We start from the raw sequence: 24,762 nt of genomic DNA, 5'->3' as shown, positions 1-24,762 counted from the left end.
GGTTGAACGAAATCCGGGAAAGAAAGGAAGTCGGCCTATGAGCCTTGAATTGGCCATAACACATGTGAATCTTCAGTCGATCCGGTCGGCTTCCGATCCGGAGGAACTGAGGTCGGCAAGAATGGAAGAACAGTTACGCTTGCATGAAGGTTTTACGACCACGAATATCGGGGTGTGGAACCGGCTTGTCGGCGAACTGCACGATGCCGTGATGTCCCGGGCGGCGGAAATATGCGAGCGGCAGTTAGTCGAGGAGGGCTTCGGCTCTCCTCCTGCTTCCTATGGCTTTATCGCTTTCGGCAGCGCAGGCCGGGGAGAGCAGACGCTCTGGAGCGATCAGGATAACGGGCTTGTGATAGGACAAAGCGGGGATCCGGCGGCCAAAGATTATTTCGATATCTTTGGCCCCCGGCTTTCTCATATTTTGGAGCAGTCCGGATACCCGCCGTGCCCGGGAAATGTAATGATCTCCAATCCGCTCTGGAGAAGGACCGTCAAGGACTGGGGCAGGCAGTTGGAACAATGGAGAAGCGAGCTGGGCTGGGAACAGGTGAGGTATTTAATGATTGCGGCGGATATGCGCCACATTGCCGGGGACAGGTCGTTATCCGATGAGCTCCGCCGGGTGGTGGGCGACGTCTTTGACCGGAAATCCCCGCCGGAACAGGATCTCGGCGCGGCCGTTCTAAGAAACACCGTTCGCCATAAGGCGGCCTTGAATGTGCTCGGCCAAGTGATCACGGAGCAGAACGGGGAACATGCAGGAGATTTTGATGTAAAGTACGGACTATATCTACCAATTGTAAACGCGATCCGCTACCTTGCGGTTGAGTATGGCGTCGGCGGCTCCTCCACTTTGGAGCGGTTAAACCACTTGAATGAGCTTGAGGCTGTTCCGTTCCGGTGGCTGGAATTAAGCCAGAAGGCGTTTTTTACCGCGCTTCGCTTCAGATCTTTGGCTTCCTATAAAGAGGAAAACGGCGTTCTGTCGGGAACGGGATACTTACCCGGGGAATGGCTGCGCAAGAAGGAGATTCGCGGTGAACTGCGGGAGGCATTGGGCACGGTGAAGATGATGTACCGCACCCTGCAACGGCAGCAGCGATACGCAGAAAGGAAATGGCTATGAAGGAACCGATGAAGGGGAACGGCGGTTTTTGGGATGCTCTTAAAGGCGGGGGGATATCCCCCCGGATCGCCTCCATGCTCGGGGCGCCGAGTGCGCAGCAAATCGCTTTCGTGCGTTCACTGACCAAGGGACAGCGCCGGCCGGAGACGCTTCACGTTCCGCTCAGTCAACTGAAAACGGCGGTTTTTGATTTGGAGACGACGGGCTTTCATTATCATTACGGCGATGAGATCTTGTCGTTCGGCGCGGTGAAGATGGATGGCGAGGAAATGTCGGGAGAGGTCTATTATTCCCTTTGCAAACCGGCCTGCTCCGTACCGGAAAGCATTGTTGAACTGACAGGTATTACCCAGGAAATGGTTCAGAGCGCGCCTACTCTATTGCAGGCTTTGCGGGAATTCATGGCCTTTGTGGACGACCGCGTGCTGATCGCTCACGGAAGCGCACATGACAAGGCGTTTCTGGATGTGGCATTGTGGAAAACGACCAAGGCGCATCTGGGGCACCGGGTGCTGGATACGATGATGATCGCACAGAAGCTGGCGCCCGAACGGAAAATTTCTTCGCTCGACGACTGGCTTCGCGTCTACGAAATCCCGATCATGCAGCGGCATCATGCGCTGGAGGACGCCAAAATGACATCCTCCCTATGGCAAGCTATGATCGGCCAGCTTAGAGACCGCGGCGTTATCACCCTGGGAGACCTGTATCACTTTCTTAGCAAAACGTAGTTATTTTGCGCAGTTCATATTGTGAAGACTCTTTCTTCTTGACAATCAAAAAGGTATTCAATGAGAAGCCGCCCTCATCTGAGGGGGGCTTTTTTGTTGCGGGCGAGCCGATCATATAAAGAGAAAAGAGGGAACCGAATTGAGGCAATTCGTCCAAATCCGCGGCAGAGGGCTCGGGCAGGGTGGTGGGATGCGAGTGGTAAATCCCGATCAATCCCGGGGTAAAACAGCATTTCACCCACTCTTCAGGCTCCATCAGGAAGGCGTGGTGCGGGTTATCAGCCATGTTTGCGAGCGGTTTGTAGTTCCCGATCGTCACCAAACCGGCAGCATAAGTGCCAAACAAGGCGCCGCAAGCCTCGTGAGGAAAACGGGCATAAGTGTCCTTGGCGATTTGTTCGCGAACCGGGCTGGGGAGGCGGAGGCGAATCGTCGGCGGTATGGATATGTCAGGATCGAAAGGGCGCGACATCATGTTTTTCCTTCTCCTTGAAGTTTTAGATAGAAACGCCAACAGGCAGGGTTTGTAACATTTTACGAAAACGGGGTACAATAGAAAAAATAAAGTTACACACAGGCGTATCATACCATAAACATAAAGGAAGTTGCCCATATGAGAAAAAACGGTTGGATCTGGGGCGGACTGCTGATCCTGCTATTGGCCTATGCGGTATACGATAACCAGGGAAACGGATGGCTGTCTTTCCTGGACGCCGGGAAATCGCAGGAGGCCGAAGAAGCCGGAGTTGCCGGAAACAACCAGGCGGTTAGCGCGTTGGTAGCAGCCAATGCCCCAAAGCCGGGTACTGCGGCTCCAGAGTTTTCCTTACCGGGCTTGGACGGCGAAACGTACAAAGTGGGCGGTGAAAGGAATAAGCCGCTGCTCCTCAACTTTTGGGCCTCCTGGTGCGATCCCTGCAAAGAGGAAGCCCCGGACCTGGTCAAGCTGGCGGATAAATACAGCGATACCTTGGATGTGTTGGCGGTCAATGTCACCTTTTATGACAAACTGGATAAGGCCAAAGCTTTCGTGAAGGAATACGGATATACGTTTCCGGTGCTACTGGATGAGAAAGAAGAGGTCTACCGGAAATACAACGGCATCGCCTTTCCGACGAACGTGCTGATCGATAAGGACGGAAAAATTCAGGACGTCATCGTCGGGACTCTTCCTGCGGAGGAACTGGAGGCCAAGATCCGCAAGCTTGTGGAGGGGTAGACGCCGACCAACATAAAAAATGTCAGAACTTCCCTTCATGAACATGAAAGGGGAGTCCTGACGTTTTTTTGTGTTTAAGCAGGCATTCAATCCGTTAAACGGCGCTATTTTTGGGAAAAAGCGGGAAAATTCTGATTTCGGGGCCCGCAGCAGGGCAATGAGGCCCCATTTCACCGCTAATATTCCACGGGAGCCGTATCGGGCCGAAATAGGGTCCAAAAAGGCCGCTAATGTGGCGGGCGGCTAGGGAAATTGCGAGGCTCCGGCCCCGACTTGCCACGCCGCTTCTTCATGCAGCTTCTTCAGGAAACGAAAAAGTATCAAAATGCGCAGTACCAGGTCAGATGCGATGCAACCGAATTCCCGTTAGTGATTGACCAAACCTCGTGCAGCCGAGGGGATTTCGGTGTAATCCTCCCGCTTGGTCTGGCCGATCAGCGCGTAGCGCAAACTGTCGACGAGGGCTTCCCAACTGGCCTCAATCACGTTGCCGGATACGCCGACCGTGCTCCAGGAGTTCTCGTAGTTCCGGGATTCGATAAGAACCCGAACCTTCGATGCCGTGGCGTCCTTGTCGTCGAGGACTCTAACCTTATAGTCGGATAAGTGTATTTCCTGCAGGGCAGGGTAATAAGTGATAAGCGCCTTCCGGAGGGCGTTATCGAGCGCGTTGACCGGTCCGTTTCCTTCGGCTGCGGTATAGATGCTCGTTCCGTCGATGTTCAATTTGACGAAAGCTTCCGAAATAACCGGTTTACCCGCGGATTTCTCGACCAGCATCTTGAACGATTCGAAGACGAACAGCTCTTTAAGATCGCCATTGGCTTGCCGGAGCAGCAGTTCCAGCGAGGCGTCGGCGCCTTCGAATTGATAGCCCTGGTGCTCCAGGTCTTTGATCTTGGCGATGACCTCGCGCGTATTCTCGTTCTCGGGATCAAAGGCGATGCCCATCTCCTGCGCTTTGGAGAGAACATTGCTCTGGCCGGCCAGTTCGGAGACAAGCACGCGCTGGCGGTTGCCCACCGTTTCGGGAGCGACATGCTCGTAAGTGCGGGAATCCCGCAGAATCGCCGAGACATGGATGCCGCCCTTGTGAGCGAAGGCCGCTGAGCCGACATACGGCTGGTTGACCGGCATGTAAACATTGGCGATTTCGCTGATGTAGCGCGCCGTATTGGTCAACTGCTTCAGTTGGTCCTCCTCGAGCACCTGGTAGCCAAGCTTAAGCTGCAAATTCGGAATGATGGAGCAGAGGTTGGCGTTGCCGCAGCGCTCGCCGTACCCGTTCATCGTTCCCTGGATTTGCTCCGCGCCGGCCCGCACCGCGCTGAGCGAATTGGCCACCGCAAGCTCGCAATCGTTATGGGTGTGAATGCCCAAACGGGACTTTGCAACGCGGCCTGCCAGCACGCTGACAATGTCATGCACTTCGTGCGGCATGGTCCCGCCGTTCGTATCGCACATGACGAGCCAGTCGGCGCCGGCTTCCTCCGCTTTGGCCATCACGGAAAGCGCGTATTCGGGGTTGTTTTTGTAGCCGTCAAAGAAATGCTCGGCATCAAAAATGACCTCCAGCCCTTGCCGTTTTAAATAGGCGATGGAATCGTAGATCATCGCCAGATTCTCTTCGAGCGTGGTCTGCAGCGCCGTGTGGACGTGGAAGTCCCACGATTTGCCGACGAGCGTGGCCGCCTGAACTCCGGATTCGATCATCCGCTTCAGATTCGCGTCATGCTCGGCGAGGCTGTCCTTGCGCCGGGTGCTTCCGAAGGCTGTTATTTTTGCCGTAAGATTAAGTTCCTGTACGCGTTTGAAAAACTCGATGTCCTTGTTGTTGCTGCCGGGGATGCCGCCTTCAATGTAATGGACACCCAGCTGATCCAGCTTCTTGGCAATCTTCAACTTATCGTCGGCCGACAGGCTGATGCCCTCGCCTTGGGTACCGTCCCGCAGGGTGGTGTCGAAGATAGATAAAGCCTTTGACATGTTGGATGTTCCTCCTTATGGATGTCCTCCAGATTACAAGCTCTGATTTTAATTTCTTATTATAGCATTTGTCTTTTTGAAATGTAACACGGATTTTCCGAATTTGCCCCCGACGCTTGTTGACCTGCCTTCGGACAAAGGGGTATGCTGGAACCAGGAAAGATACAAATGAGGGGACGGTATTGAACGTGACAGGCAGTATCGATAAATACTATCCCGCCCGGGGCAGGGTGGTGCTGCATATCGATATGAACGCTTTTTATTGTTCGGTGCATGAGGCGGAAGAACCGGAGAAGTACCGAAATCGGCCGACGGCGGTAGCGGGGAGTGTAGAGCTGCGCAAAGGTATTATTGTCACCTGCTCTTACGAAGCCCGCAAGCGGGGGATTTCCACAGGGATGACCGTGGCTCAGGGATTGAAGAAATGTCCGGAGCTGATTCTGATCAAACCGGATTTCCATTTGTACCGCAAATATTCCCGGGCGTTTATGGATATCGCGTATGGCTACACGCCTTTGCTTCAGGCCGTTTCGATCGACGAGTGCTATTTGGACATTACCGGCTCAAAACAGTTCGGGACCCCGCTCGACATTGCGCACGAAATCCAGGCCAGAGTGGCGGATGAACTCGGCCTGCCTTGCTCGATTGGGATCGCGCCGAACAAACTGCTGGCCAAGATGGCTTCCGATATGAAAAAGCCGAGGGGGATCACCGTTCTGCGCATCCGCGACGTACCGGCGCTTCTCTGGGATAAGCCGTGCGGCGAGCTGTTCGGGATCGGCCGGAAAACCGCCGAGAAACTGAAGCGGCTCAGGATTCATACGATCGGCCATCTGGCGGCCGCCGACGAACGGCTTCTGATCGAGAAATTCGGCGTGGCGGGAAGCTGGATGAAGCGGGCCGCGAACGGCATCGACGATTCTCCGGTGCGGGAGGAACGCGACAAGAACAAATCGATCGGGCACACGACGACACTGCCGCGGGACGTGACGCAGATGGAAGAAGTGCAGCGCGTGCTGTTGAATTTGGCCGATCAGGTAACCCGGCGGCTGCGGCGCCAGAACCTAGTGGCCCAAACGGTGCAGATTACGATCCGCACGCCGGACATGAAGACGATAACCCGCTCGCAAAGCCTGGAGACCGTCATTGAGCGGGCCGACGACGTGTACAGGGAAGCGTGCGAGCTGTACCGGCGCCACTGGAATGAAGGGCGGCCGATCCGGCTGCTCGGCATTACACTGCAGAATCTGGTCGCCAAGGAAGAATCGGCCGTTCAACTCGACCTGTTCAATTATGAGCAGCAACCGAAGAAGGAATCGCTGACCAGGACGATGGACCTTCTGCGCGACAAGTTCGGCGAAAATGCCGTTCTGACCGCCGGCATGCTGACCGACGATCCTTCCGCGCTGATCCGCAATCACAAAATTCGCGGGACTTCACTGCAGACGGATTTTCTCAGAGAACCGAAGGAACCGTGAGACGAAGGCTCCGTTGAAATCATCTGTTTTTGCGATGGGATTATTCGGAAAGAGAATTGAAATTGCTTTCTATTTATATTATATTGAACTTGGTGACAAACTAAGAACCGGACTTGTACCGTTTATTCAGGAGGCAGATAATATGGCTAAATATACTTGGGTTGAGAAAGACACTTGCATCGCTTGCGGCGCATGCGGCGCAACAGCGCCGGATATTTACGATTACGACGACGAAGGCTTGGCCGAAGTTATTTATAACAGCGATGGGAACCGCGGTGTCACCGAAATTCCGGATGACCTTTACGATGATCTTCAGGACGCCTGTGACGGCTGCCCGACCGATTCCATCAAGATTGCGGATGAGCCTTTCAACAAAGAAGGCTAATCAGGCTGCATATTGAACAGCAAAGACATCTCCTGTGCCATTGGCAGGGGATGTCTTTTGTATTTATAGGCAATTAGTCGCGATTTTTGTGTGGCCTTCGGATGCCGCTTAGCAACCCGGCTGGCTCTGCCGATAAAGAATAAAGAGAAATGTCATTTTTGCCCATGTGGAGGATTTCGATGAGCAACTCGGCTTACCTCAAGAAATACGTGGAGAACCACCCGAAAAATAAAATGGCCTGGTATTTGCTCGGCAAAGAGTATGAGGCATCGGGCCAAGAAGGAAAGGCGCACTATTGTTACATACAGGCCGGAAGCGTGTACGAGGCGTTCGAATCGAGCAAGGTTCCGGCTGATTTATGGAAGGAATATCAGGAAAACCTGCTGCGGGAGTCGATGCGCAAGGAGAAGCAGGCGAAGCTCTGGCGCAAAATCGGGCTCGCATTGATGCTGCTGCTATTATTATGGATGCCTTCGGCCCAGGCGCCGGGGAGCGCACCCGCCGCTCAGTCGGGCATGGAGGAGAACGGCCCCGGGCAGGATCCCCCCGGAGCGCGGCCGGAGAGTGATCCTTCGGCGGGCCAATCCGGGAAGAACGCCGGGGATGAAACGGGTGAAGCCGGATCGTATACGGCCAAGCCTTACTTTGGCGATCCGAAGCGCAAGCATACCGCAATGGCCGAACTTTTGACGGACGATACATCTACAGCGGGCCGGGAAACCGCGGTCCTCGGGATGGTCCAATCCGGCCGGTGGTCGATATGGTCAAAGGACATGCCCGTCGTATATGGGGTCGCCCGTCAAGCCGGCACCGGACGAACGACCCTTCAATCCTATGACGCCAAAGCCTGTCAGTGCACGCCGCCGGATGCTTCGGGACTCCGGAAAGGCGCTTTGGCCTGGATCGAGCGCCAGGAATCGCTGGCCGCGCTTTCCTCCGCAATGCGGCATTATAAAGAAAAGGAAGGACACTGGCCCGAAAGTTTGAAGTCCCTGACAGGTGCGTTTCCGGACAATTGGCTCGCGGGAAGCGACCCGGTGATGGAAAAGGCGTTCCAGCCGCTGCTGACGCGCCTGAAGAAGGGAGCGGGAACGGAAGCGGCGAAAGGTGACGACGGGGCGCATCCGGCGAAGGACCAGGCGGCTGCCTTATCCGAGGCGGATCCTTATTTTACCAAGCCCCTGGAGGTGATCGTCGACACGGCGAACCATCGCCTGGCCGTGGTCAGCGGGGATGTCATGCTCCGCAGCTATAAAGTGGGCTTGGGTGGCGAGCGAACGCCGCACGGCGTGTTCCGGATCACGGATAAGGTGATGAATCCGAACGGACGGGATAACGGCGAATTTGGGAGCCGGGGGATGCAGCTTTCGGAGACGAACTATGCGATCCACGGCACGAACGAGCCGGACAGCATCGGCAAGGACGAATCTTTGGGTTGCGTGAGGATGACCAAGAAGGACGTGGAGGAATTGTTCGATCTGGTTCCGAAAGGGACAAAGGTGACAATCGGAAAGGGGATTCTTCCGAAGCTGGAATCGGTGCCCGAGGAGCGTTTTAAACTGGGCAGCCGCCAGGATCAGACCAATCCCCAACGTACATATCATTGGCTGAACTAGCGGGGAGGGGCTAAAAACTAAACTTGCGTTAGAATGATAACGGCCGCGACGACGATGATTAAAGCGGCGATGACCGAGCTTGCCCAGATCAATGCTCTTTTGTTGACCTCATCCTTCTTTTGCTGGAGCGTCGGCGGTCTGCGTTTGGTCGACATCGTTATAATTCTCCTTCCATGGTATGGGTTTATATATGTATATTGTAAGTGTTTTCACAAAAAAATTCCATATCCCGTTCAGGCAATTCTGGCCCCGATGAACTTTTCTTTTGCGCCGGAAACCGCTAAACTGGATATGGAGTTTTTCTTTTGTCAACCTATGTGGATCGGAGTGAGGAATACCAGTGTTATATCGGCGTTTGGGGAAACCCGTATTTTTTAAATTGGATCCGGAAAGAGCCCATCATCTAGTGATCGGCGGTTTACATACAGCGGCAAAAATTCCGGGTATGCTCCCGGTGATGCGGGGATTGTACGGGATTTCCGAGGCGCGCGAGCTGTCCTCGAAGCTGTTTGGCGTTCATTTTCCTTCACCTGTCGGGCTTGCCGCCGGATTGGACAAAAATGCCGACGCGGTGGACGGTTTCTCCGCGATCGGCTTCGGTTTTATGGAAGTGGGCACGGTTACGCCGAAGCCCCAGCCTGGGAACGAGCAGCCCCGATTGTTCCGGCTTCCGCCGGAGGAGGCGCTGATCAACCGGATGGGCTTCAACAACCGGGGGGCGGAGCAGATGGCCGAGCGGCTGGCGGCGCTCAAGCGAAGGCCGATTCCGATCGCGGTCAACATCGGGAAGAACAAGGTGACCCCGAACGAAGAGGCGCATCTCGATTACAAGAAATGTATTTCGGTTTTGTACCGGTATGCCGATTTTTTCGTGGTCAATATCAGTTCGCCGAACACGCCGGATCTGCGCAACCTGCAGCATGGGAACGAGTTGGCGCAACTGCTCGGAGCTGTCAGGGAAGAGATGGCCGCCCAGGCGAACATTCATGGAACCGAAAAAGCGGTACTCGTCAAAATAGCGCCGGATGTCAGTTCTGAGGAACTGGATTATATGGTCGATACGATCCAAAAAAGCGGAGTTTCCGGCGTGATCGCCACGAACACCACGGTGTCCCGGGAGGGTTTGACCCACGCTCATGCCAAGGAGACCGGGGGGCTCAGCGGCAAACCGCTGCGTCAACGTTCGACCGAAATCGTTTCACATATTTATCGTCAAACCGGAGGACGGCTGCCGATTATCGGATCCGGCGGCATTTTTAGCGCGGCCGACGCTTACGAGAAAATCCGGGCCGGCGCGAGTCTGGTTGAAATATATACCGCATTGATTTACGAAGGTCCCGAAATAAACCGCAAGCTGCACCGCGGTTTAAGGGAACTGCTGAAACGGGACGGATTTGCCCATATTACCGAAGCGATCGGGGCGGATCACCGGTAGAGCGGTAGAGAAGACAGGAGGCACACGCATGGACAGTAGGGATTGGGGAACTTTTTTGCTTCCTTACGAACAGACGGTTGAGGAATTAAAGGTCAAATTCAAGACGATGCGGTCCGAGCTGAAAAAACGTGAAGAATACGCCCCGATTGAATTCGTGACCGGACGGGTGAAGAAAATTTCCAGCATTCTCGATAAAGCCAAGAGGCTGAACGTATCGATGGATGACCTGGAGACGGGGATCGAGGATATCGCGGGCATCCGCATTATGTGCCAATTTGTGGAGGATATCCGCCGGGTGGCGGAGTATATACGGATGCGCAAGGACCTAAGGGTGCTGTACGAAAAGGACTATATTACGAATTACAAGGAGAGCGGGTACCGAAGTTTCCATATGATCGTCGAATACCCGGTTCAAACGGCGCTCGGCCAAAAAATCGTGCTCGCCGAGATTCAGATCCGCACGCTGGCGATGAATTTCTGGGCTACGATCGAGCACTCCCTGAATTATAAATACAAAGAGAGCCTGCCCGACGAAATGAGAAAGCGGCTGAAGAAGGCGGCGGAGGCCGCGAATGTGTTGGATAACGAGATGAGCAGCATCCGCCAGGAAATCCTGATTGCGCAAAAGAGTTTTGAAGACGAATCCAACATCGTCTCTCTCCTGCTATCGGCGATCCATCAGCTCTATTTTTACCATCTGGTATCCGAGGCGATCGACGCTCAGGAACGTTTTAACCGGTTATGGGAAACAAGAGATATGGAAGGGATTAAAGATTTGCTGGCCGAGGTCAAAGCGCTGATCAAGGCCTCCAAGAAGGTGGAGGAGCCCGGGGATGAGCTATGACCCGCTCTACCTCGCGTATCTGGTGTATTTTAACCGGGACCGAGATTACTTCGAATGTCATGAAGTATTGGAGGAGCTATGGCTCAAGATGGACCGGGAGCCGCTGTATAAAGGCTTGCTTCAGGTAGCGGTCGGCCTGTACCATTTCCGCAACGGCAATGTGACGGGAGGGCGGAAAATGCTCCGCTCCGCTGCCGAGCGGTTGGAGGTTTACCCCGAAGACAGCCTCGGCATCGACCTGGGGCGGCTGCGCGATGAAGCAGCCGAGTATGCGAACTGTTTGGACGCCTACGAAATGGAGCCGTTCCCCTTTTACGATCTTGATATCGTCATCATAGACCCGCGCCTTTCCACGGAAGTGAGCCGGACGGCTTCCGGACTTCAACCCAATGTGCCCCAGCGCCGAGGTCCCCAGCGGGGAGCCAAGCACGAGGCAAGGGAGCAAAGCAGGAAGCGGGATACGCTGAACGGTTCGGGCGGATAAATCGAAATGCAGCCTTGCTTTGGGAGAGGCTGCATTTTGTCTATGTTGTGTTACAATAGGCTTGCCGGAAATGGACACAGCTTAAGAAACGGAAGGTAGATTATGGCGGTACAATTACCCGTTGCATTTTTAAAACGAATGGAAGCCCTTTTGGGCGATGAATACAATGACTTTCTTGCCTCGTACGATAACCCGCGCTACGCGGGCATCCGGGTCAATACACTGAAGATCGGCGTTCCGGAGTTCCGTGAGATTTCTCCCTTCGAGCTGCGTCCGATCCCCTGGTGCGACAGCGGCTTCTATGTGGATGAAAGTCTGCGGCCCGGCAAACACCCGTATTATCATGCTGGACTTTACTATATCCAGGAGCCGAGCGCCATGGCGCCGGCGGAGGTCCTGGAAGTCCGGCCGGGAGACCGGGTGCTCGATCTGTGCGCGGCACCGGGCGGGAAGTCGACGCAAATCGCCGCCAAGCTGAACGGACAAGGGATGCTGGTGACGAATGATATCAGCGCGGAACGGACGAAGGCGCTGGCCAAAAATATGGAGCTATACGGCGTGCGGAACGCCATCGTGCTGAACGAGACGCCGGAGCGGATCGCGCAGGCGTTTCCCGCTTACTTCAATAAAATTCTTATCGATGCTCCTTGCTCGGGAGAAGGCATGTTCCGCAAGGACGAGGATATGGCAAGGCAGTGGGAGCGGCATTCCATCGCCAAATGTACGGTCATGCAGCGGGATATTCTGGGGACAGCCGCCTCGCTGCTGGCTCCGGGAGGCAGGATCGTCTACTCGACCTGCACGTTTGCGCCGGAAGAGAACGAGGCGCAGATCGCCGGGTTTTTGGAACAAAACCCGGAGTTCGAACTGATCCCCCTCCCCGAAGGCGGCGGGTTCTTGCCGGGGCGCCCGGACTGGCTGGCCATGCTGGCGGAAGGAGAGCTGACCTTGCCCGAAGGGGCCTCCGCGCCCGTACCGGCCCTGTCGGGGCCATCGGCGGCAGCTACCTCCCGCTGCGGAAGATTATGGCCTCACAGAGTCGAAGGAGAGGGGCATTTTCTCGCGGTCCTGCAGCACAAGGAGGAGGCGCTGACCACGAATCGGGAGACGGCCATCTTGCCCGCGGAAGCGCGGAGCCAAGGGAAGGAGCCCGCTTCGCGGCAGCGCCGCGGACGAAACGATCCGGCCCGGCATGCGGGCAAAAAAGCCCCGGACGAGCGGGAGCTGACGGACAGCTGGCGCACCTTTGCGTCGGAGCAATTGGCGGTAACGCCGCACGGGGAAGTACTGCTGTTTGGAGGCCATGTGTATATTTCCCCGGTGGCGAAGGAGCGGCTTGACGGGTTAAAAACCGTACGTCCCGGGTGGTACGTCGGTACGGTCAAGAACGGCAGATTCCAGCCGGGACATCCGCTGGCTGCCGCGCTGAAAGCCGATGAGGCGCAAAGGGTCCTGGAGTTGTCGCTGGAGGATGGGGAAGCGGTGCGGTATTTGAAAGGGGAGACGCTGGAAATCGCGGAATCCCGGATACGCCGGAACGCGGACACCGGCCCGAAAGGCTTCGTTCTGGTGACGGTGGACGGATATTCCCTGGGCTTTGGAAAATGGCTGGACGGCCTGTTAAAAAACGAATATCCTGCAGGCTGGAGGTGGACCTAAACGATGAGCGAAGGCAAAAAAACGCAGCGGATCGATAAAATACTGGGCAACCTCGGGTACGGATCCCGTTCGGATCTTAAAAAAATGGCGAAGCAGGGCCGAATTGCCTTGAACGGTTCGGTTGTCAAGGATAGCGGAATGCAGTGCAATCCGCAGGCGGATTTACTTGAGGTTGACGGAGATAGAGTCGTGTATCGGGAGTTTGTATATATCATGCTTCATAAACCGCCGGGAGTCATTTCGGCGACAGAAGACGTCCGGGAGAAAACGGTGCTGGATCTACTGCCGCCGGAATTCCGCGTCTTCTCCCCGTTTCCGGTCGGCAGACTCGACAAGGATACGGAGGGCCTGCTTCTGTTGACCAACGACGGGCAACTGGCCCATGATTTGTTATCGCCCAGGAAGCATGTGCCGAAGACCTACCATGCCGATTGTACAGGCCTTCTCGGTGACCGGGAAGCCGAACGGTTTGCTAAGGGCGTGGAGTTGGATGACGGCTATGTGACACTGCCGGCCCATATGGGGGTTTTGGAGCGGGGGAGCTATGAAGATGGCAGTCCCCGAACGAGAATCGCCCTGACGATTTCGGAGGGCAAGTTTCATCAGGTGAAGCGGATGCTGGAAGCGGTCGGATCCAGAGTCACCTATTTGAAAAGAGTCTCCATGGGCCCGCTTTCGCTCGATGAAACGCTGCCCAAGGGTTCTTACCGTGAGCTAACGGCCGAGGAGCTGGAAGCACTGCGCTTTTATAAAAATAAACCGGCGGAGTAAGCGCCGCCTGAAGAGGAGAGACATGGAGATGGAGAAGAAATACAAACTGATCGCCCTGGATGTCGACGGAACGCTGCTGAACGACGATCACGAGCTTACTCCCGGAACGGCGGAAACGATCCGCCGGATTGCCGGGCAGGGGACCGAGTTCGTGCTGTGCACCGGGCGTGCGCCGGTGAACTCGATCCCTTTTATGCGGAAAATGGGACTGGGCGGGTATGTGATTACCCATAACGGGGCGGCGACCGTCGATGTGCGGACGGAAGAGATCGTGCATGAGTTCGCTCTCGATGTGAAGGGACTGGACAGGTACATCGATTACTGCCGGGAGCATGGTGTTCATTATGACATCAATACCACCTTCGAGTTGTATGTGCCTGGGGCGTCCGAGCTCGGCAAGGAAGCGCTGGATATGTATCGCCTGTTTATGATGGAGCCGCTAGAGCTGCCTGCTTGGACGGAATTCACCGAACCGGTCGTGAAAATGACCGTCACCGCCAAGAAGGAAGAACTGGACCGGGTCCAGTCCGATTGGAATGTATGGCCGCAGGAATTCAATGTTTTGCGGAGCGGCGATTTTTTTATCGACATTATGCATAAGGAAGCTTCCAAGGGGGCCGCATTACAGAAGCTGGCTGAAAAACGCGGGTTTAAGCCGGAAGAAGTGATGGCGATCGGCAACTATTATAATGATCTGACCATGCTGACCTATGCGGGTCTCGGAATCGCTATGGACAATTCGCCGGTGGAGGTCAAGGCGGCGGCAAACGCCGTTACCGCATCGAACAATGAAGAGGGCGTCAAGCAGGCGCTGGAGAAATATTGCCTCGGTCAGTCCGTGAAATAAGCGGCACCTCCCGTAAGTGAAAAAAATGGAATATTTGCAAGAGCGCAGCGGAAAAAGTGCGGGCTGTCAGGACAAATGACCTTGGCAACCCGCACTTTTTTAATTAAAGGAAGTAGACGTTTCGTAGCCGGCGCACGAGTTACAGGACCCAGGCGCGGGATACCGGCTTCGGATTTTTTAAAAAGTGGGAGATGTTAGCGGAACATAACGCTGGTTCGAAGCGTCTAAAAGGAGTGTAAAATGCTTTATTATCATAAAATTAATGGAGGTTATTGGAATGTTCCGTAAGTTTCGACTACCTGTTGTCGCCGCTCATGCCGTCCTGGCGGCGGTGCTGGCTTTGTCGGTACCGGCATCCGGCTCGGCGGCCGCGGCCAAATCCGATGCCAAATCAAGCGCGATTGAGATTACGATGAATGGCGAGGAGTTTAAGCCGAATGCGGCTCCTTTCGTGAAGAACGGCACCGTCTTCCTGCCTTTGCGGGACTTGGGAGAAATGCTCGGCAGCGTCGTTTTCTGGAACGGTTCCGCGAAAACCGTGACGATGACATACCCCGAACTCACGGTCCAGTTAAACTACGGGACGCAGAAGGCGACGGTGAACGGAAAAACCAAGAGCCTGTCGGAGTCCCCGCGAGTCGTAGAGGGGCGGATCTATGTGCCGCTGCGCTTCCTGTCGGAAACGACCGGAGCGGACGTGAAATGGAACGCATCGAAGCGGACGGTGAGCATCAAGCACAGCAATGCTTTTGTTAAAGGGGCCGGAGTGAACTGCGTGATTTGGCTGAACCGAAACACCGGGGATCTTTATATCGCCCATCCTTATGAACAAAAACCGGTTCGTGCCGGAAAAGTTGAGGGCAAATTCGAGGAATTTTTGTCCATCCACCCGTATATCGCCGACTCGGGGGACATGGTCGTGACAATTCTGGACAATTATGGCGAACCTCATGTCCAATATGCCGCGTACGGCGTCCTTGTTCACGGCAACAAAATCGTCGCCCAGAAGAAGGCGAAGTACTTCCAGCGTTATGAAGAGAACGCTGTGGCCTACCAGGTCCACGATCCGAAAAGCAACAAATCCGAGGAACGTCTCCTGCTGACCGACGGCAAGACGCTGTCCGTGTACGATACGCAAGGGAAAGAGGTCCACAAATACGATCTCCCTGCTCTGGGAGGCAAGGATGAGACTTATGCCGTGCTGGGAGCGGGCGAGGATTACCTCGTTGTCCGGCCGAACCAGACGGGCCTGCTGACGCTGATCAATCTGGACGATAAGACGACAGTAAATCTGGCCGAAAAAATATTGAAAGGCGACGATCTGGAGTACGCGCTGAACAACGATGTTCCTTATCACGGGGATGAGTTGAAGTATCTGGGTCAGGAATCGGCAGGCGGGCTTCTGGTCATCGGCTATGACAGCCCGTTTGATAAGGAAGGGGTAAAGACGTACACGTATAACCGGAAGACCGGGGAAGTCGCACTGACTGCGGACTGATCCTGAGGATTTCATGAAAAAGAGGACGCAGGGCTCTGGGGAGCCCGCGTCCTTTTTGCTGTGCCTAGACTTAGCCGGGGTGGCGCAGACCTTTGGGCAGATGGTTTTTGAGCTGCCCGCCGCTCGCTTTGCCCCAGCCGAGCGGGAAGCTTTCCCCGCCGCAGGCGAGGGTGACGAGGCACCAGCCGCGGAGATGATCCTGCACGGGCAGCGTATCCCCGTGCAGGAACGCCGCCGCGGACGGGGTATCCGCGTCCAGCGTCACGACGCGGGCCGCATCGCCGGCGCCCGCGGCCATGGCCAGCGCATGGGCTGGCTCGAACCTGCCCTTGCGGGCTTCGCCCAGCTCGAGGCCGGCCCGCGGGATCTTCAGCCCGGACAGCATGCCGGCCGTGAGGGCGAGCCCTTCGCTGCGCGGGAGCAAATACAGCGCCTCCCCGAACAGGATCGGCTCGCCGTCCACCCGGAGGCCCGGCAGAGCTTCGGCCGCAAAGTCGCGGAAAGCCTGCCAGGCGGCCGCGGTTTCCCGCGTTGCGGCGGCGTCTTTACCCGAGCGGCCGCTTTGGCGCCCGCCGTCTTTCCGCTTGCGGCCGGAGCCGGCTTGTCCGTCCGCGTCGTCGGGACCGGAAGGCTCCCGCTCCAGCAGGGCGACGTAGTGGCCTTCTCCTTCCTGCACATGCGGCCAGATCCGCTTCTCGGCCACCAGCTTCAAAAAGGGGAAGGACGCGAGCAGCCGGGCGATCGTCTCCTCGTTCTCCCGGCGGTTGAACGTGCAGGTGGAATAGGCGAGGCTTCCTCCGGGCTTCAGCATGGCGACGGCATCCTGCAGAATATCCCATTGCCGGGCGGCGCACAGCTCCACCGCCTCCGGCGACCATTCCCGGATGGCGTCGGGATCCTTGCGGAACATGCCTTCGCCGGAACAAGGGGCGTCCAGCATGATCCGGTCGAACGCGAGCGGAAACCGCGCGGAAAGCTCCGGGGGAGCGGCCTGGGTAACGATGGCGTTGCGAACTCCCATTCTTTCGACGTTCTCGGCGAGAATCCGCGCACGCTGCGGGTGGATTTCGTTGCTGATCAACAGGCCCTCGCCGCGCATCTTCGCCGCGATCTGCGTCGTTTTCCCGCCTGGGGCGGCGGCCAGATCCAGCACGGTTTCTCCGGGCTGGGGATCCAGCAGCTCCACGGCCGACATGGCCGAGGGTTCCTGAATATAATATAATCCGGCGGCATGGTGCGCCTGTTTGCCCGGGCGGGTCCGCTCTTCGTAGTAAAAGCCCGTCTCGCACCAGGGAACGGGCCGCAAGGCAAACAGCCCGGCGAGCTTGTCGGCCGCAGCCGTGCTGGTGCCGAGCTTCAGCGTATTGAGGCGCAGCCCGTAGCTGCGCGGGGCGGCATAACTTTGAAGGAAAGCCTCCCCCTTGGCCGGACCGAGCATCGATAAGACGGCGTCCCGAAACGCGCCGGGCAGGGCTGAAACTGTCATGTTTTTAACACTCCTTCCAATAGGTATCTCTGTCGGTATCCCCCTAGTCGTCTTTTGAGGCATAGCCGGTTCATCCGTTAGCTAATTGTGTTGAGTTGTGCCGGGAGTCGAGCGGATAGGTTTCAAAAGGTGCAAATCTGCAGCAATTTTCGCCGGTCCAATACGCCCAGGTTTGAAAAGATGCAAAAGTGCAGGAATTTCGAACTTATCCGGGCAATGAGCGCTGTCTTGCTCAAAAAGCTTGCAGATTTGCAGGAATTTTGATTTTTTGGCCCGCCGCGAGATAAAAGCCTGCAGATTTGCAGGAATTTTTACCATATCAATTGGAGGCAGTGCCGCCTAACAGAACTAGCCGGGCCGGGACATATTTTCCTAGAGCAGTTTATCACATTGTTTTTTAATCTCAAAAGGGGAATGGATGTTCCGTCCGGCCTATGGCATAATTGAAGTAGCAAGCGGTTCATACGCGACTAGAAAGAGAAGAGCAAAGGAGAACCCCTATGAGATTGCTGCAGGCCTTATTCTTTCCTCCGGAACAGCCCGGAGGCGTATCCTCTATGATTCCCTATTTGCAGGACCGGTTTAATCCCCCCCATTGGGAAATGGAGCTGTTTTCCTTACCGAAACGGATCCGCGGCAAGGGCAGCGAACCGGTGAAGTTTCATACCTTTGACTGGCATGAATTCGAGGAAAGCCCGATCGTGCAAAAATATGTGCAGACCTACAGGGACTATCTATGGTGGACGAAACTGCGTTTGCAGCGGCCGTTCGACCTGATCCATGCCCATCATCCGATCGTCGGCATGGCGATGAAGGAGGTTTTTCCGGAAACCCCGGTGATTCAGAGCATTCACTCCAGTTATGAGCGGGAATTGATTCTGAATGGCCGGATTCAGCCGGACGGCCTCGAGCACCGCTTTTTGACCTCCCTTTATAGGGAGCTGGAGCACCGGACCGATCTGATGCTTACCGTCTCCGGGTCATTCCGGGAATATTTAAGTCCTTACGTCAACCATCCCCAAAATATCGGCGTCATTCCCAACGGCTTTGATGAGAAACGGTTCAAACCGGTGCCGCACGAAAATGAGGTGGCCCAACTGGTCACCGTCTGCCGGCTCGTCCCGGCCAAAGGGCTCGATACGCTGCTGGAGGCTTGCGCCGAGCTGAAGAACCGCGGATTGCCTTATGTCCTTCATATCATCGGCGACGGGCCGATCCGCAAGGAACTGGAGGAATTGGCGCAACGGCTGGGGATCTATAACGAGACGATTTTTTACGGATATACCTTGCATCCCGAGGAGTTCATGCCTTTCTTTGATATTTTCGTCCTGCCTTCACGCGCGGAGGCGTTCGGCTCGGTGTTCGCCGAGGCCGCGCTTTGCTCGCTGGCGCTTGTCGGTTCGGACGTTGGGGGGATCGCCGAGCAGATCGAGAACGGTTCGAACGGTCTGCTCGTGCCGCCCGAGGAACCGGTTCTGCTGGCCGATGCGCTCGAGAAAGTGATCGGCGATCCGGATTACCGCTATCAACTGGCCCGTTCGGGATCGGAATATGCGAAGAACCATTATTCCTTAAACCGGGTCGTCCACGAGCTGAAAAAAGTTTACCTGCAATTTCAACCGATGAAAGAGTGAGCCTCATGCCTTCATTTCGATTCATTCATACCGCCGACCTGCACCTGGACACCCCGTTTGCGGGCATGTCCGGGCTGCCGGACCGGCTGCGCCGCCACCTTCAAGAGTCCACCTTCGCCGCCCTCGGCGACCTGGTGGACCTTGCCGTTTCCGCCGACGTCGACTTTGTCGTCGTCAGCGGAGATGTCTACGATGCTTCCGAATCCTCGCTCAGGGCCCAGCTTCGCCTTCAAGAAGCTTGGAACAAGCTGGCCCGTTCGGGTATTCCGGTTTATGTCATCCATGGAAACCATGATCCTTTAAACAGCAGCCGTCTGCGTTTGTCTTTGCCGCGAAATGTTACGGTATTCGGCGGCAGCCGGCCGGAATCCGCCACGGCGGTACGCCGGGCGGACGGGCAACCCGTGGCGGTCATCAGCGGCATTTCATATCCAACGGCGGCGGTGACGGAGAACACCGCTCTTCTTTTTCGGCGCGACCCGGCTTCGCCGTTGTACCATATTGGTCTCCTGCATGCCAATGTGGACGGGCAGGAGGGGCATGATGCTTATTCTCCCTGCTCGCTCAAGGACCTGCGCTCGTCGGGTTACGATTACTGGGCGCTCGGGCATATCCATAAACGCCAAATCCTTAGCGAATCCCCTTGGGTCGTTTATCCGGGCAATCTGCAGGGCCGCAGCCTCAAAGAGACGGGCCCGAAAGGCTGCTATCTTGTTGAAGTGGACGATAGGGGAGAGGCCAGGCTCGGTTTCCGCGAGCTGGATCATGTCCGGTGGGCGGAGCTTGAGCTTCCGATCGGGGAACTTGCCACGGAAGAAATCTGGAAAGAGCGGGTGGAGGAACGGCTGGAGGAAGTTCGGGCCGGCTTGTCGGGCAAAACCGGAATCGTGCGGTTTACGTTTACCGGGCGGGGCCCGCTGCATGCCCTGCTCCAAAACGGCAGGGAAGCCCACGATCTGCTGGCGGAGCTGCAGCGGCGGGAGACCATGCGGCTGGAAGCGGACGCTTCGCTGCCGCTTCATTCCGTGGTTTGGCCGGTCGGCTTCAAAGCCAAAACCGGACCGGACATCGACCGGGCTGGGCTGGCAGGGGAGGACAGCTTCCTCGGGGAACTGCTCCGGCTTACGGACCGGGCCTTGGCTCGCGATGATCTACGGGACGAGCTCATCGACACCGCGCTGTCCCCGCTGATGGATAACCGCCATCTTCGAGGACTTTTGAAATCGCTAGGCCCCAGGGAGCGTCAGGAACTGCTGGAGCGGGCCGAGGCGCTGGCGGTATCGCTCCTGGTGGAGGAAGACATGCGGGGAGGGACCGGCTGATGCGGCTGGAAAAATTGCAAGTCCAAGGCTTCGGCCATCTGCAGGACAAAGAAATCGAGCTAAAAGGACCGGTAACGGTCCTGTATGGCCCCAACGAGGCGGGCAAAAGCACCTTGCTCGGCTTTGTCCGCGCCATGCTGTTCGGCATTCCGTCACGGACGTACGGTGCGATGCGTTATGAACCGGTCCGCGGCGGAGCGCACGGCGGTTTGCTGACCCTCCGGGACAACGCGGGCAGCTTGTGGACGATCGAGCGCTATGCCCGTACGCGGGAAGGAAGCTCTCCGGCGGCAGGGCGCGGGGACCGTCTGCGCATCACCCGTACGGGCCCGGACGGCGAGCTCCGGGAGCTGCCGCAGGAAGAGCTGGAGCGGGAGCTGCTTGGCGGCATGTCCAAGGAGATGTTCCGCCAGCTGTTCGCCATTTCGCTGAGCGAACTGCAGGAGGTTTCCGCGCTGCAGTCCGAAGAGATGAGCCGCTTTCTGTTTCACGCGGGCATCGGGGGAGGCGCCGCCGTGCTGCGTGGGGAAAAGAAGCTGGCCCAAGAGATGGACAAGCTGTACCGCCCGCGGGGGCGGAATCAGGAGATGGCGGGGATCACCCAGTCTATCGAACATCTGGAGCGGCAGGCCGCCGCGGCAAAAGCGCTGCTTCCCCGGTACCGCGAAGTGTTGAAGGAGCTGGAAGAAGTTGGTGCGGATCTGGAGGCCGGGGAAGCGGAGCTGGAGCGGCGAAGCGCCGAAGCTCTGCGGCTGGACAAGGCCGCGGCCACCCGCGCCGACTGGGTGAAGCGGGAAGCGCTCCGGGCGGAGCTGGCCGAGCTGCCGGAGCGCGCCGCTTTCCCGGAGCAAGGGCTGTCCCGGTGGGAGCGGCTCCAGGAAGAGAAGGCGCGGCTGGAGCTGGAAGCCGCGGAGTTTATGAGAAAGCTCGCCGTATTGCATAGCGAGCTTGGAGCTGTCCGGCCGGACCGTGAGCTGCTGGAGCGAGAAGCCGGCATCCGCTCGCTGGCTGGCCGCCTGGCGCGGTACGAGAGCGGCGTCCGGGAAGCGGCGGAGCTCCGGTCGGAAGCGGAGCAGATCGAAGGCCGCCTGGCGCACGCCTTGCGGAGCATCCACCCGGATTGGACGGCGGACGAGCTGCGCGCCTTCGGGGGGACTGTCGGGGAGCGGGAGACGGTCCGGCGCTTTATCGCCCGGTTTCAGGAATACGATAAAGCGGCGGATCTTCTCCACCATGAGCGGGTGCAGCTGGAGCGTGAAGCCTCGGCGCTGGAAGCGGCCCATGGCGGGGCCATGGAGCAGCTCCAGGCCGGTGCCGAGGCCGGGCGGCGTCAGTTCAGCGATCTGGTGCCCGGAGACCGGAATGAGGTCCGCCGGCTATGGAGCGAAATTCAAGGGCTGCTGGACCGCTGGAGAGCGGTTTCCGCGTCCGTTCAGGAGCAGCGCCGTGCAGCGGAAGCCGAAGCGGCGGCGAAAGCCCATATTCGCCGCTTCCAGCAGCGGATGCTTAACGGGACGGGGGTGTTGACCATGCTCCTGCCGGTCCTGCTGTGGATGGTGACGCATTCCGTGTGGAGCGCCCTGCTTGGCGGCGTGGTGCTGTTCGTCATCGACGCTTACCTGTTTCTGGCCGTGCGGGAATCCGGCGGCCGGAAACCCCGGCAGCGGCGGCGCGGAGGCCGCCTGCTCTCGGAGCCTGCGGCCTCGCCCGAGGAACTGCGGCTGCGGGAGATCTTGCCGCGGCTGATTGCCCACCCGCTGACCGCCGCGGGTAGCCGGAGCGTGACGGCCAGTTTGGCCGAGTCGGAGCGCTGGGACGAGGAAGAGAGACTGCTCCGCCGGTTGATGGAGCAGTGGCAGCTGTGGGATCAACGCCAAGCGGCATTGGAAGCGGCCGCGGCGGAGGCCCGCCTGAAGACGGCCGGAAAGCTTGATGAACTGTCCGCCTTGCAGCGGGAATTGGCCCGCAAGGAGACGGAATTCGCCGGCTTGGCCCGCGAATGGGAGGACTGGCTGCGGGAACGCCGGCTGTCCGGCGATTTGTCTCCGGAGGCGGCGATGGACGTGTTCCGGCTGGCCGAACAAGGCCGGGAATGGCTTGCCCGGCTGGAGTCTTTGTCCGCCAAGCATGCCGCGGCCAAGCTGGAGGCGGACGCTTTTGAACGGGATGGCCGCGCCTTGTTGGGAGAGCTCCGCGGAACGGAATCCGCCGCGCCCGGCGCGATGGCCGCCACCGTCCGCCAGGCGAAGGCCGAATTGGATATCCAGCTGGAACTCGAGGCGCGGCGTCAGCGCCTGGCCGACAGGCTGGACCCGCTTGAGGAGGAACTGGGCAGACGGAAAGCACGGTTGGAAGCGATCGCCGCCGCCGAGCGGCATCTGCTTGACGAAAGCGGGGCGGAGGATGGTGAGATGTACCTGCGCTTCGGGGCCGAGGCCGCCAAAAGGGAGCGGCTTTATGCGGAACTCAGGCAGGCCGAGCTCGTTATGTTCGGAACGATGGATGAGGCACAGCGCCGACAGCTTGAAGAGCTGCAGCGGGATCATGAAGAGGAGACCCTCATAAGAAGGACCGAGAAAGCCGGGGAGCGGCTTCAAGAGGCCAAGCAGCATAGGCAGCGTCTTTTGGAGCGGCGGGGACGTCTGCTTCAGGAGAAGGAGACGCTGGAACAGCGGGGGCTGGAAGACGACGTGAATCAGCAGCTGGCGGAGCAACAGGCCGCATTGGGGGAGGCTTTCGACCGGTACGCGGTCATGGCCGTCTCCCAGGAGTTGATCGCAAGGGTGCGCAAAATTTATGAGGAAGAGCGGCAGCCGCAAGTGCTGCAGCAGGCTTCGCGTTATTTTGAGAAAATGACAGGGGGGGTATACGGCCGCATTCTCGTCAAGATGGGGAGCCAGGAATTGCTGGCCGAGCATCGGGATGTCGGGCCGGTCGCCAGCTCTTATTTGAGCCGCGGAACGGCGGAACAGCTTTATCTGGCGATGCGCTTTGCGCTGTCGGAGGCCGTTTCGGGCCGGGAAAGCTTGCCGCTGCTTCTCGACGATCTGTTCGTCAACTTCGATGCGGGACGATTGGCCGGGGTTTTGTCCGTCCTCAAGGAAGTTTCCGAAAGCAGGCAGTTGATCCTCATGACTTGCCATGCCCATGTGGCGGAAGGGGTCCGCACCCATCTGGGAAATGTCCAGCTTGTGGAGCTGGCTTGATCAGCGCTGCCGGTAAAGCGCGAGCATGACCGCCCACAGCAGGCTGAACATCCCGAACGCCGGATAGAGGATGGAGAGCAGGGTGCTGAAGCCGAACTGGCTTGTCACATAACAGATCAGCAAAATACAGGCTGAAATCAGCCGGGGCGGCAGTTGCAGCCGCTGTCTCAGCTGGAGCGTCACCCCGTAGACGTCGGCGACAAAGGTGCTGAAAATTTCCATGAAGATCAGCACAAGATAAATAAGCTGGATGGCGGTCCCCATTTGCTGGGCGATGCTGCCCATGGGGATCTCAAACTGCACGATCCCGGGCATATTGGCCGACAGGGCAAAGTGTCCGGCCATCAGCATAAAGCCGACGCCTGTCCCGCCAAGCAGGCCGCCCCAAATAATGACGCGGCGGCTCTCCGTCCGGCTGCCGATCGGGACGAGCACGGCCTGGGCCATGGAGAGATTGAAGGCCGTGTACATTAAGGGAGAGGCCCAGGTCGCCAGCAGGCTGTGGTCGGTGCCGAGCGTCAGAAACCGGGAGGCTCCCGGCGATCCCGCCGTATTAAAGATGATCGCCAGGGACAGCGTAATCATCATGGGGACGACCATGGAGTTCAGTTTCATCACCCCGTCGATGCCTTTGCCCAGCAGGATGAACGTAAGGGCTAGTGTGATCCACAGCCCGATTTGGTAGTGTATCCCGAAATGCTCCTGAAAGACCGAACCGGCTCCGGCCAGCATCACGCTGTTCACCCCGATGAGAACGATCATGGTGAACAGGCTCAAGATTTGGCCGATCCGGTCTCCGAACAGTTTCCGGTTCAGATCTTCGTAAGACTCGGCCCGGATACTGCGGGCCAGCAGCATCATTTTGGTTCCCAGCCAAATAAACAAGGCCGAGGCTAGCAGGATCGTCAATGCGCCCCATTTGCCGTACTGGGTAAAGAATTGCAGGATTTCCCGGCCGGTTGCAAAGCCGGCACCGACAACGGTGCCGATATAGGTGAAAGCGATTTGCAAAACTTTGACGGCATTTTTCAT

22 protein-coding genes are annotated in these 24,762 nt (G+C 57.5%); 16 read left to right on the top strand and 6 right to left on the bottom strand.

Going from position 1 to position 24,762, the window contains the following annotated elements:
* Positions 1-37: 37 nt before the first annotated feature.
* Positions 38-1,129 carry a DUF294 nucleotidyltransferase-like domain-containing protein gene (locus V4U88_RS11220; protein WP_334073336.1) on the top strand — a complete coding sequence of 364 codons (1,092 nt, stop codon included), beginning with the start codon at positions 38-40 and terminating at the stop codon, positions 1,127-1,129.
* Positions 1,126-1,860 carry an exonuclease domain-containing protein gene (locus tag V4U88_RS11215; RefSeq protein WP_334073385.1) on the top strand — a complete coding sequence of 245 codons (735 nt, stop codon included), beginning with the start codon at positions 1,126-1,128 and terminating at the stop codon, positions 1,858-1,860. Before V4U88_RS11220 ends, V4U88_RS11215 begins: the two co-directional genes overlap by 4 nt.
* Here V4U88_RS11215 and V4U88_RS11210 read toward each other — a convergent pair.
* Positions 1,847-2,335 (bottom strand): Mov34/MPN/PAD-1 family protein, encoded by a 489-nt coding sequence (locus V4U88_RS11210; protein ID WP_334073335.1) that lies wholly within the window; start codon positions 2,333-2,335, stop codon positions 1,847-1,849. The genes V4U88_RS11215 and V4U88_RS11210 overlap by 14 nt on opposite strands.
* A gap of 138 nt (positions 2,336-2,473) precedes the next feature.
* Between V4U88_RS11210 and V4U88_RS11205 the strand changes: the two genes are divergently transcribed.
* Positions 2,474-3,079 (top strand): TlpA family protein disulfide reductase, encoded by a 606-nt coding sequence (locus V4U88_RS11205; protein ID WP_334073334.1) that lies wholly within the window; start codon positions 2,474-2,476, stop codon positions 3,077-3,079.
* Between the two features lie 366 nt (positions 3,080-3,445).
* Here V4U88_RS11205 and cimA read toward each other — a convergent pair whose 3' ends face one another.
* Positions 3,446-5,065 (bottom strand): citramalate synthase, encoded by a 1,620-nt coding sequence (cimA, locus tag V4U88_RS11200; RefSeq protein ID WP_334073333.1) that lies wholly within the window; start codon positions 5,063-5,065, stop codon positions 3,446-3,448.
* Positions 5,066-5,253: 188 nt separating this feature from the next.
* Here cimA and V4U88_RS11195 point away from each other — a divergent pair, with 188 nt between their 5' ends.
* From V4U88_RS11195 to V4U88_RS11185, 3 genes are all read left to right on the top strand, one after another.
* Positions 5,254-6,543 carry a DNA polymerase IV gene (locus tag V4U88_RS11195; protein ID WP_334073332.1) on the top strand — a complete coding sequence of 430 codons (1,290 nt, stop codon included), beginning with the start codon at positions 5,254-5,256 and terminating at the stop codon, positions 6,541-6,543.
* Between the two features lie 142 nt (positions 6,544-6,685).
* Positions 6,686-6,928 (top strand): ferredoxin, encoded by a 243-nt coding sequence (locus tag V4U88_RS11190; RefSeq protein WP_334073331.1) that lies wholly within the window; start codon positions 6,686-6,688, stop codon positions 6,926-6,928.
* Between the two features lie 179 nt (positions 6,929-7,107).
* Positions 7,108-8,544: a L,D-transpeptidase family protein gene (locus tag V4U88_RS11185; RefSeq protein ID WP_334073330.1), complete on the top strand. Its 1,437-nt coding sequence runs from the start codon at positions 7,108-7,110 to the stop codon at positions 8,542-8,544.
* Positions 8,545-8,561: 17 nt separating this feature from the next.
* Here the strand turns inward: V4U88_RS11185 and V4U88_RS11180 are convergent, their stop codons facing one another.
* Complete coding sequence (locus tag V4U88_RS11180; RefSeq protein WP_334073329.1) at positions 8,562-8,699, bottom strand: hypothetical protein; 138 nt, start codon at positions 8,697-8,699, stop codon at positions 8,562-8,564.
* A 185-nt stretch (positions 8,700-8,884) separates the two neighbouring features.
* Here V4U88_RS11180 and V4U88_RS11175 point away from each other — a divergent pair, with 185 nt between their 5' ends.
* From V4U88_RS11175 to V4U88_RS11145, 7 genes are all read left to right on the top strand, one after another.
* Positions 8,885-9,979 (top strand): quinone-dependent dihydroorotate dehydrogenase, encoded by a 1,095-nt coding sequence (locus V4U88_RS11175; RefSeq protein ID WP_334073328.1) that lies wholly within the window; start codon positions 8,885-8,887, stop codon positions 9,977-9,979.
* A gap of 28 nt (positions 9,980-10,007) precedes the next feature.
* Positions 10,008-10,823 carry a GTP pyrophosphokinase gene (locus V4U88_RS11170; RefSeq protein WP_334073327.1) on the top strand — a complete coding sequence of 272 codons (816 nt, stop codon included), beginning with the start codon at positions 10,008-10,010 and terminating at the stop codon, positions 10,821-10,823.
* Positions 10,813-11,307 (top strand): DUF309 domain-containing protein, encoded by a 495-nt coding sequence (locus V4U88_RS11165; protein ID WP_334073326.1) that lies wholly within the window; start codon positions 10,813-10,815, stop codon positions 11,305-11,307. Before V4U88_RS11170 ends, V4U88_RS11165 begins: the two co-directional genes overlap by 11 nt.
* A gap of 102 nt (positions 11,308-11,409) precedes the next feature.
* Entirely contained in the window at positions 11,410-12,966 is a 1,557-nt protein-coding gene (locus V4U88_RS11160) for an RsmF rRNA methyltransferase first C-terminal domain-containing protein (RefSeq protein WP_334073325.1), read from the top strand.
* 3 nt (positions 12,967-12,969) lie between these two features.
* Positions 12,970-13,737 carry a pseudouridine synthase gene (locus V4U88_RS11155; RefSeq protein ID WP_334073324.1) on the top strand — a complete coding sequence of 256 codons (768 nt, stop codon included), beginning with the start codon at positions 12,970-12,972 and terminating at the stop codon, positions 13,735-13,737.
* A 22-nt stretch (positions 13,738-13,759) separates the two neighbouring features.
* On the top strand, positions 13,760-14,584 hold the full coding sequence (locus V4U88_RS11150; RefSeq protein ID WP_334073323.1) for a Cof-type HAD-IIB family hydrolase: 825 nt from the start codon (positions 13,760-13,762) through the stop codon (positions 14,582-14,584).
* A gap of 277 nt (positions 14,585-14,861) precedes the next feature.
* On the top strand, positions 14,862-16,082 hold the full coding sequence (locus V4U88_RS11145; RefSeq protein ID WP_334073322.1) for a copper amine oxidase N-terminal domain-containing protein: 1,221 nt from the start codon (positions 14,862-14,864) through the stop codon (positions 16,080-16,082).
* Between the two features lie 70 nt (positions 16,083-16,152).
* On the opposite strand, the gene V4U88_RS11140 is transcribed toward V4U88_RS11145, so the two are convergent.
* Complete coding sequence (locus V4U88_RS11140; protein ID WP_334073321.1) at positions 16,153-17,568, bottom strand: RsmB/NOP family class I SAM-dependent RNA methyltransferase; 1,416 nt, start codon at positions 17,566-17,568, stop codon at positions 16,153-16,155.
* Positions 17,569-17,649: 81 nt separating this feature from the next.
* The gene (locus tag V4U88_RS11135; RefSeq protein WP_334073320.1) at positions 17,650-17,886 is read right to left on the bottom strand and encodes a hypothetical protein; all 237 of its coding nucleotides are present in this window, start codon (positions 17,884-17,886) and stop codon (positions 17,650-17,652) included.
* A gap of 182 nt (positions 17,887-18,068) precedes the next feature.
* On the opposite strand from V4U88_RS11135, the gene V4U88_RS11130 reads away from it, so the two are divergent.
* Genes V4U88_RS11130 through V4U88_RS11120 form a run of 3 tightly spaced genes read left to right on the top strand, consistent with a single transcriptional unit; the run spans position 18,069 to position 23,730 of the window.
* The gene (locus tag V4U88_RS11130; RefSeq protein ID WP_334073319.1) at positions 18,069-19,202 is read left to right on the top strand and encodes a glycosyltransferase family 4 protein; all 1,134 of its coding nucleotides are present in this window, start codon (positions 18,069-18,071) and stop codon (positions 19,200-19,202) included.
* 5 nt (positions 19,203-19,207) lie between these two features.
* A complete protein-coding gene (locus V4U88_RS11125; RefSeq protein WP_334073318.1) occupies positions 19,208-20,524 on the top strand; it encodes a metallophosphoesterase family protein in 1,317 nt (438 codons plus the stop codon).
* Positions 20,524-23,730, top strand: a complete 3,207-nt coding sequence (locus tag V4U88_RS11120; RefSeq protein WP_334073317.1) for an AAA family ATPase — start codon at positions 20,524-20,526, stop codon at positions 23,728-23,730. Before V4U88_RS11125 ends, V4U88_RS11120 begins: the two co-directional genes overlap by 1 nt.
* Here the strand turns inward: V4U88_RS11120 and V4U88_RS11115 are convergent, their stop codons facing one another.
* Positions 23,731-24,762 (bottom strand): YkvI family membrane protein, encoded by a 1,032-nt coding sequence (locus tag V4U88_RS11115; protein WP_334073316.1) that lies wholly within the window; start codon positions 24,760-24,762, stop codon positions 23,731-23,733. It abuts the gene before it with no gap.

The organism is Paenibacillus sp. A14, from assembly GCF_036864815.1.
Taxonomy (GTDB): Bacteria; Bacillota; Bacilli; order Paenibacillales; family Paenibacillaceae; genus Fontibacillus; species Fontibacillus sanfengchensis.
The sequence above is the reverse complement of the archived record's forward strand: the minus strand, read 5'-3'. Positions and strand labels throughout refer to the sequence as shown.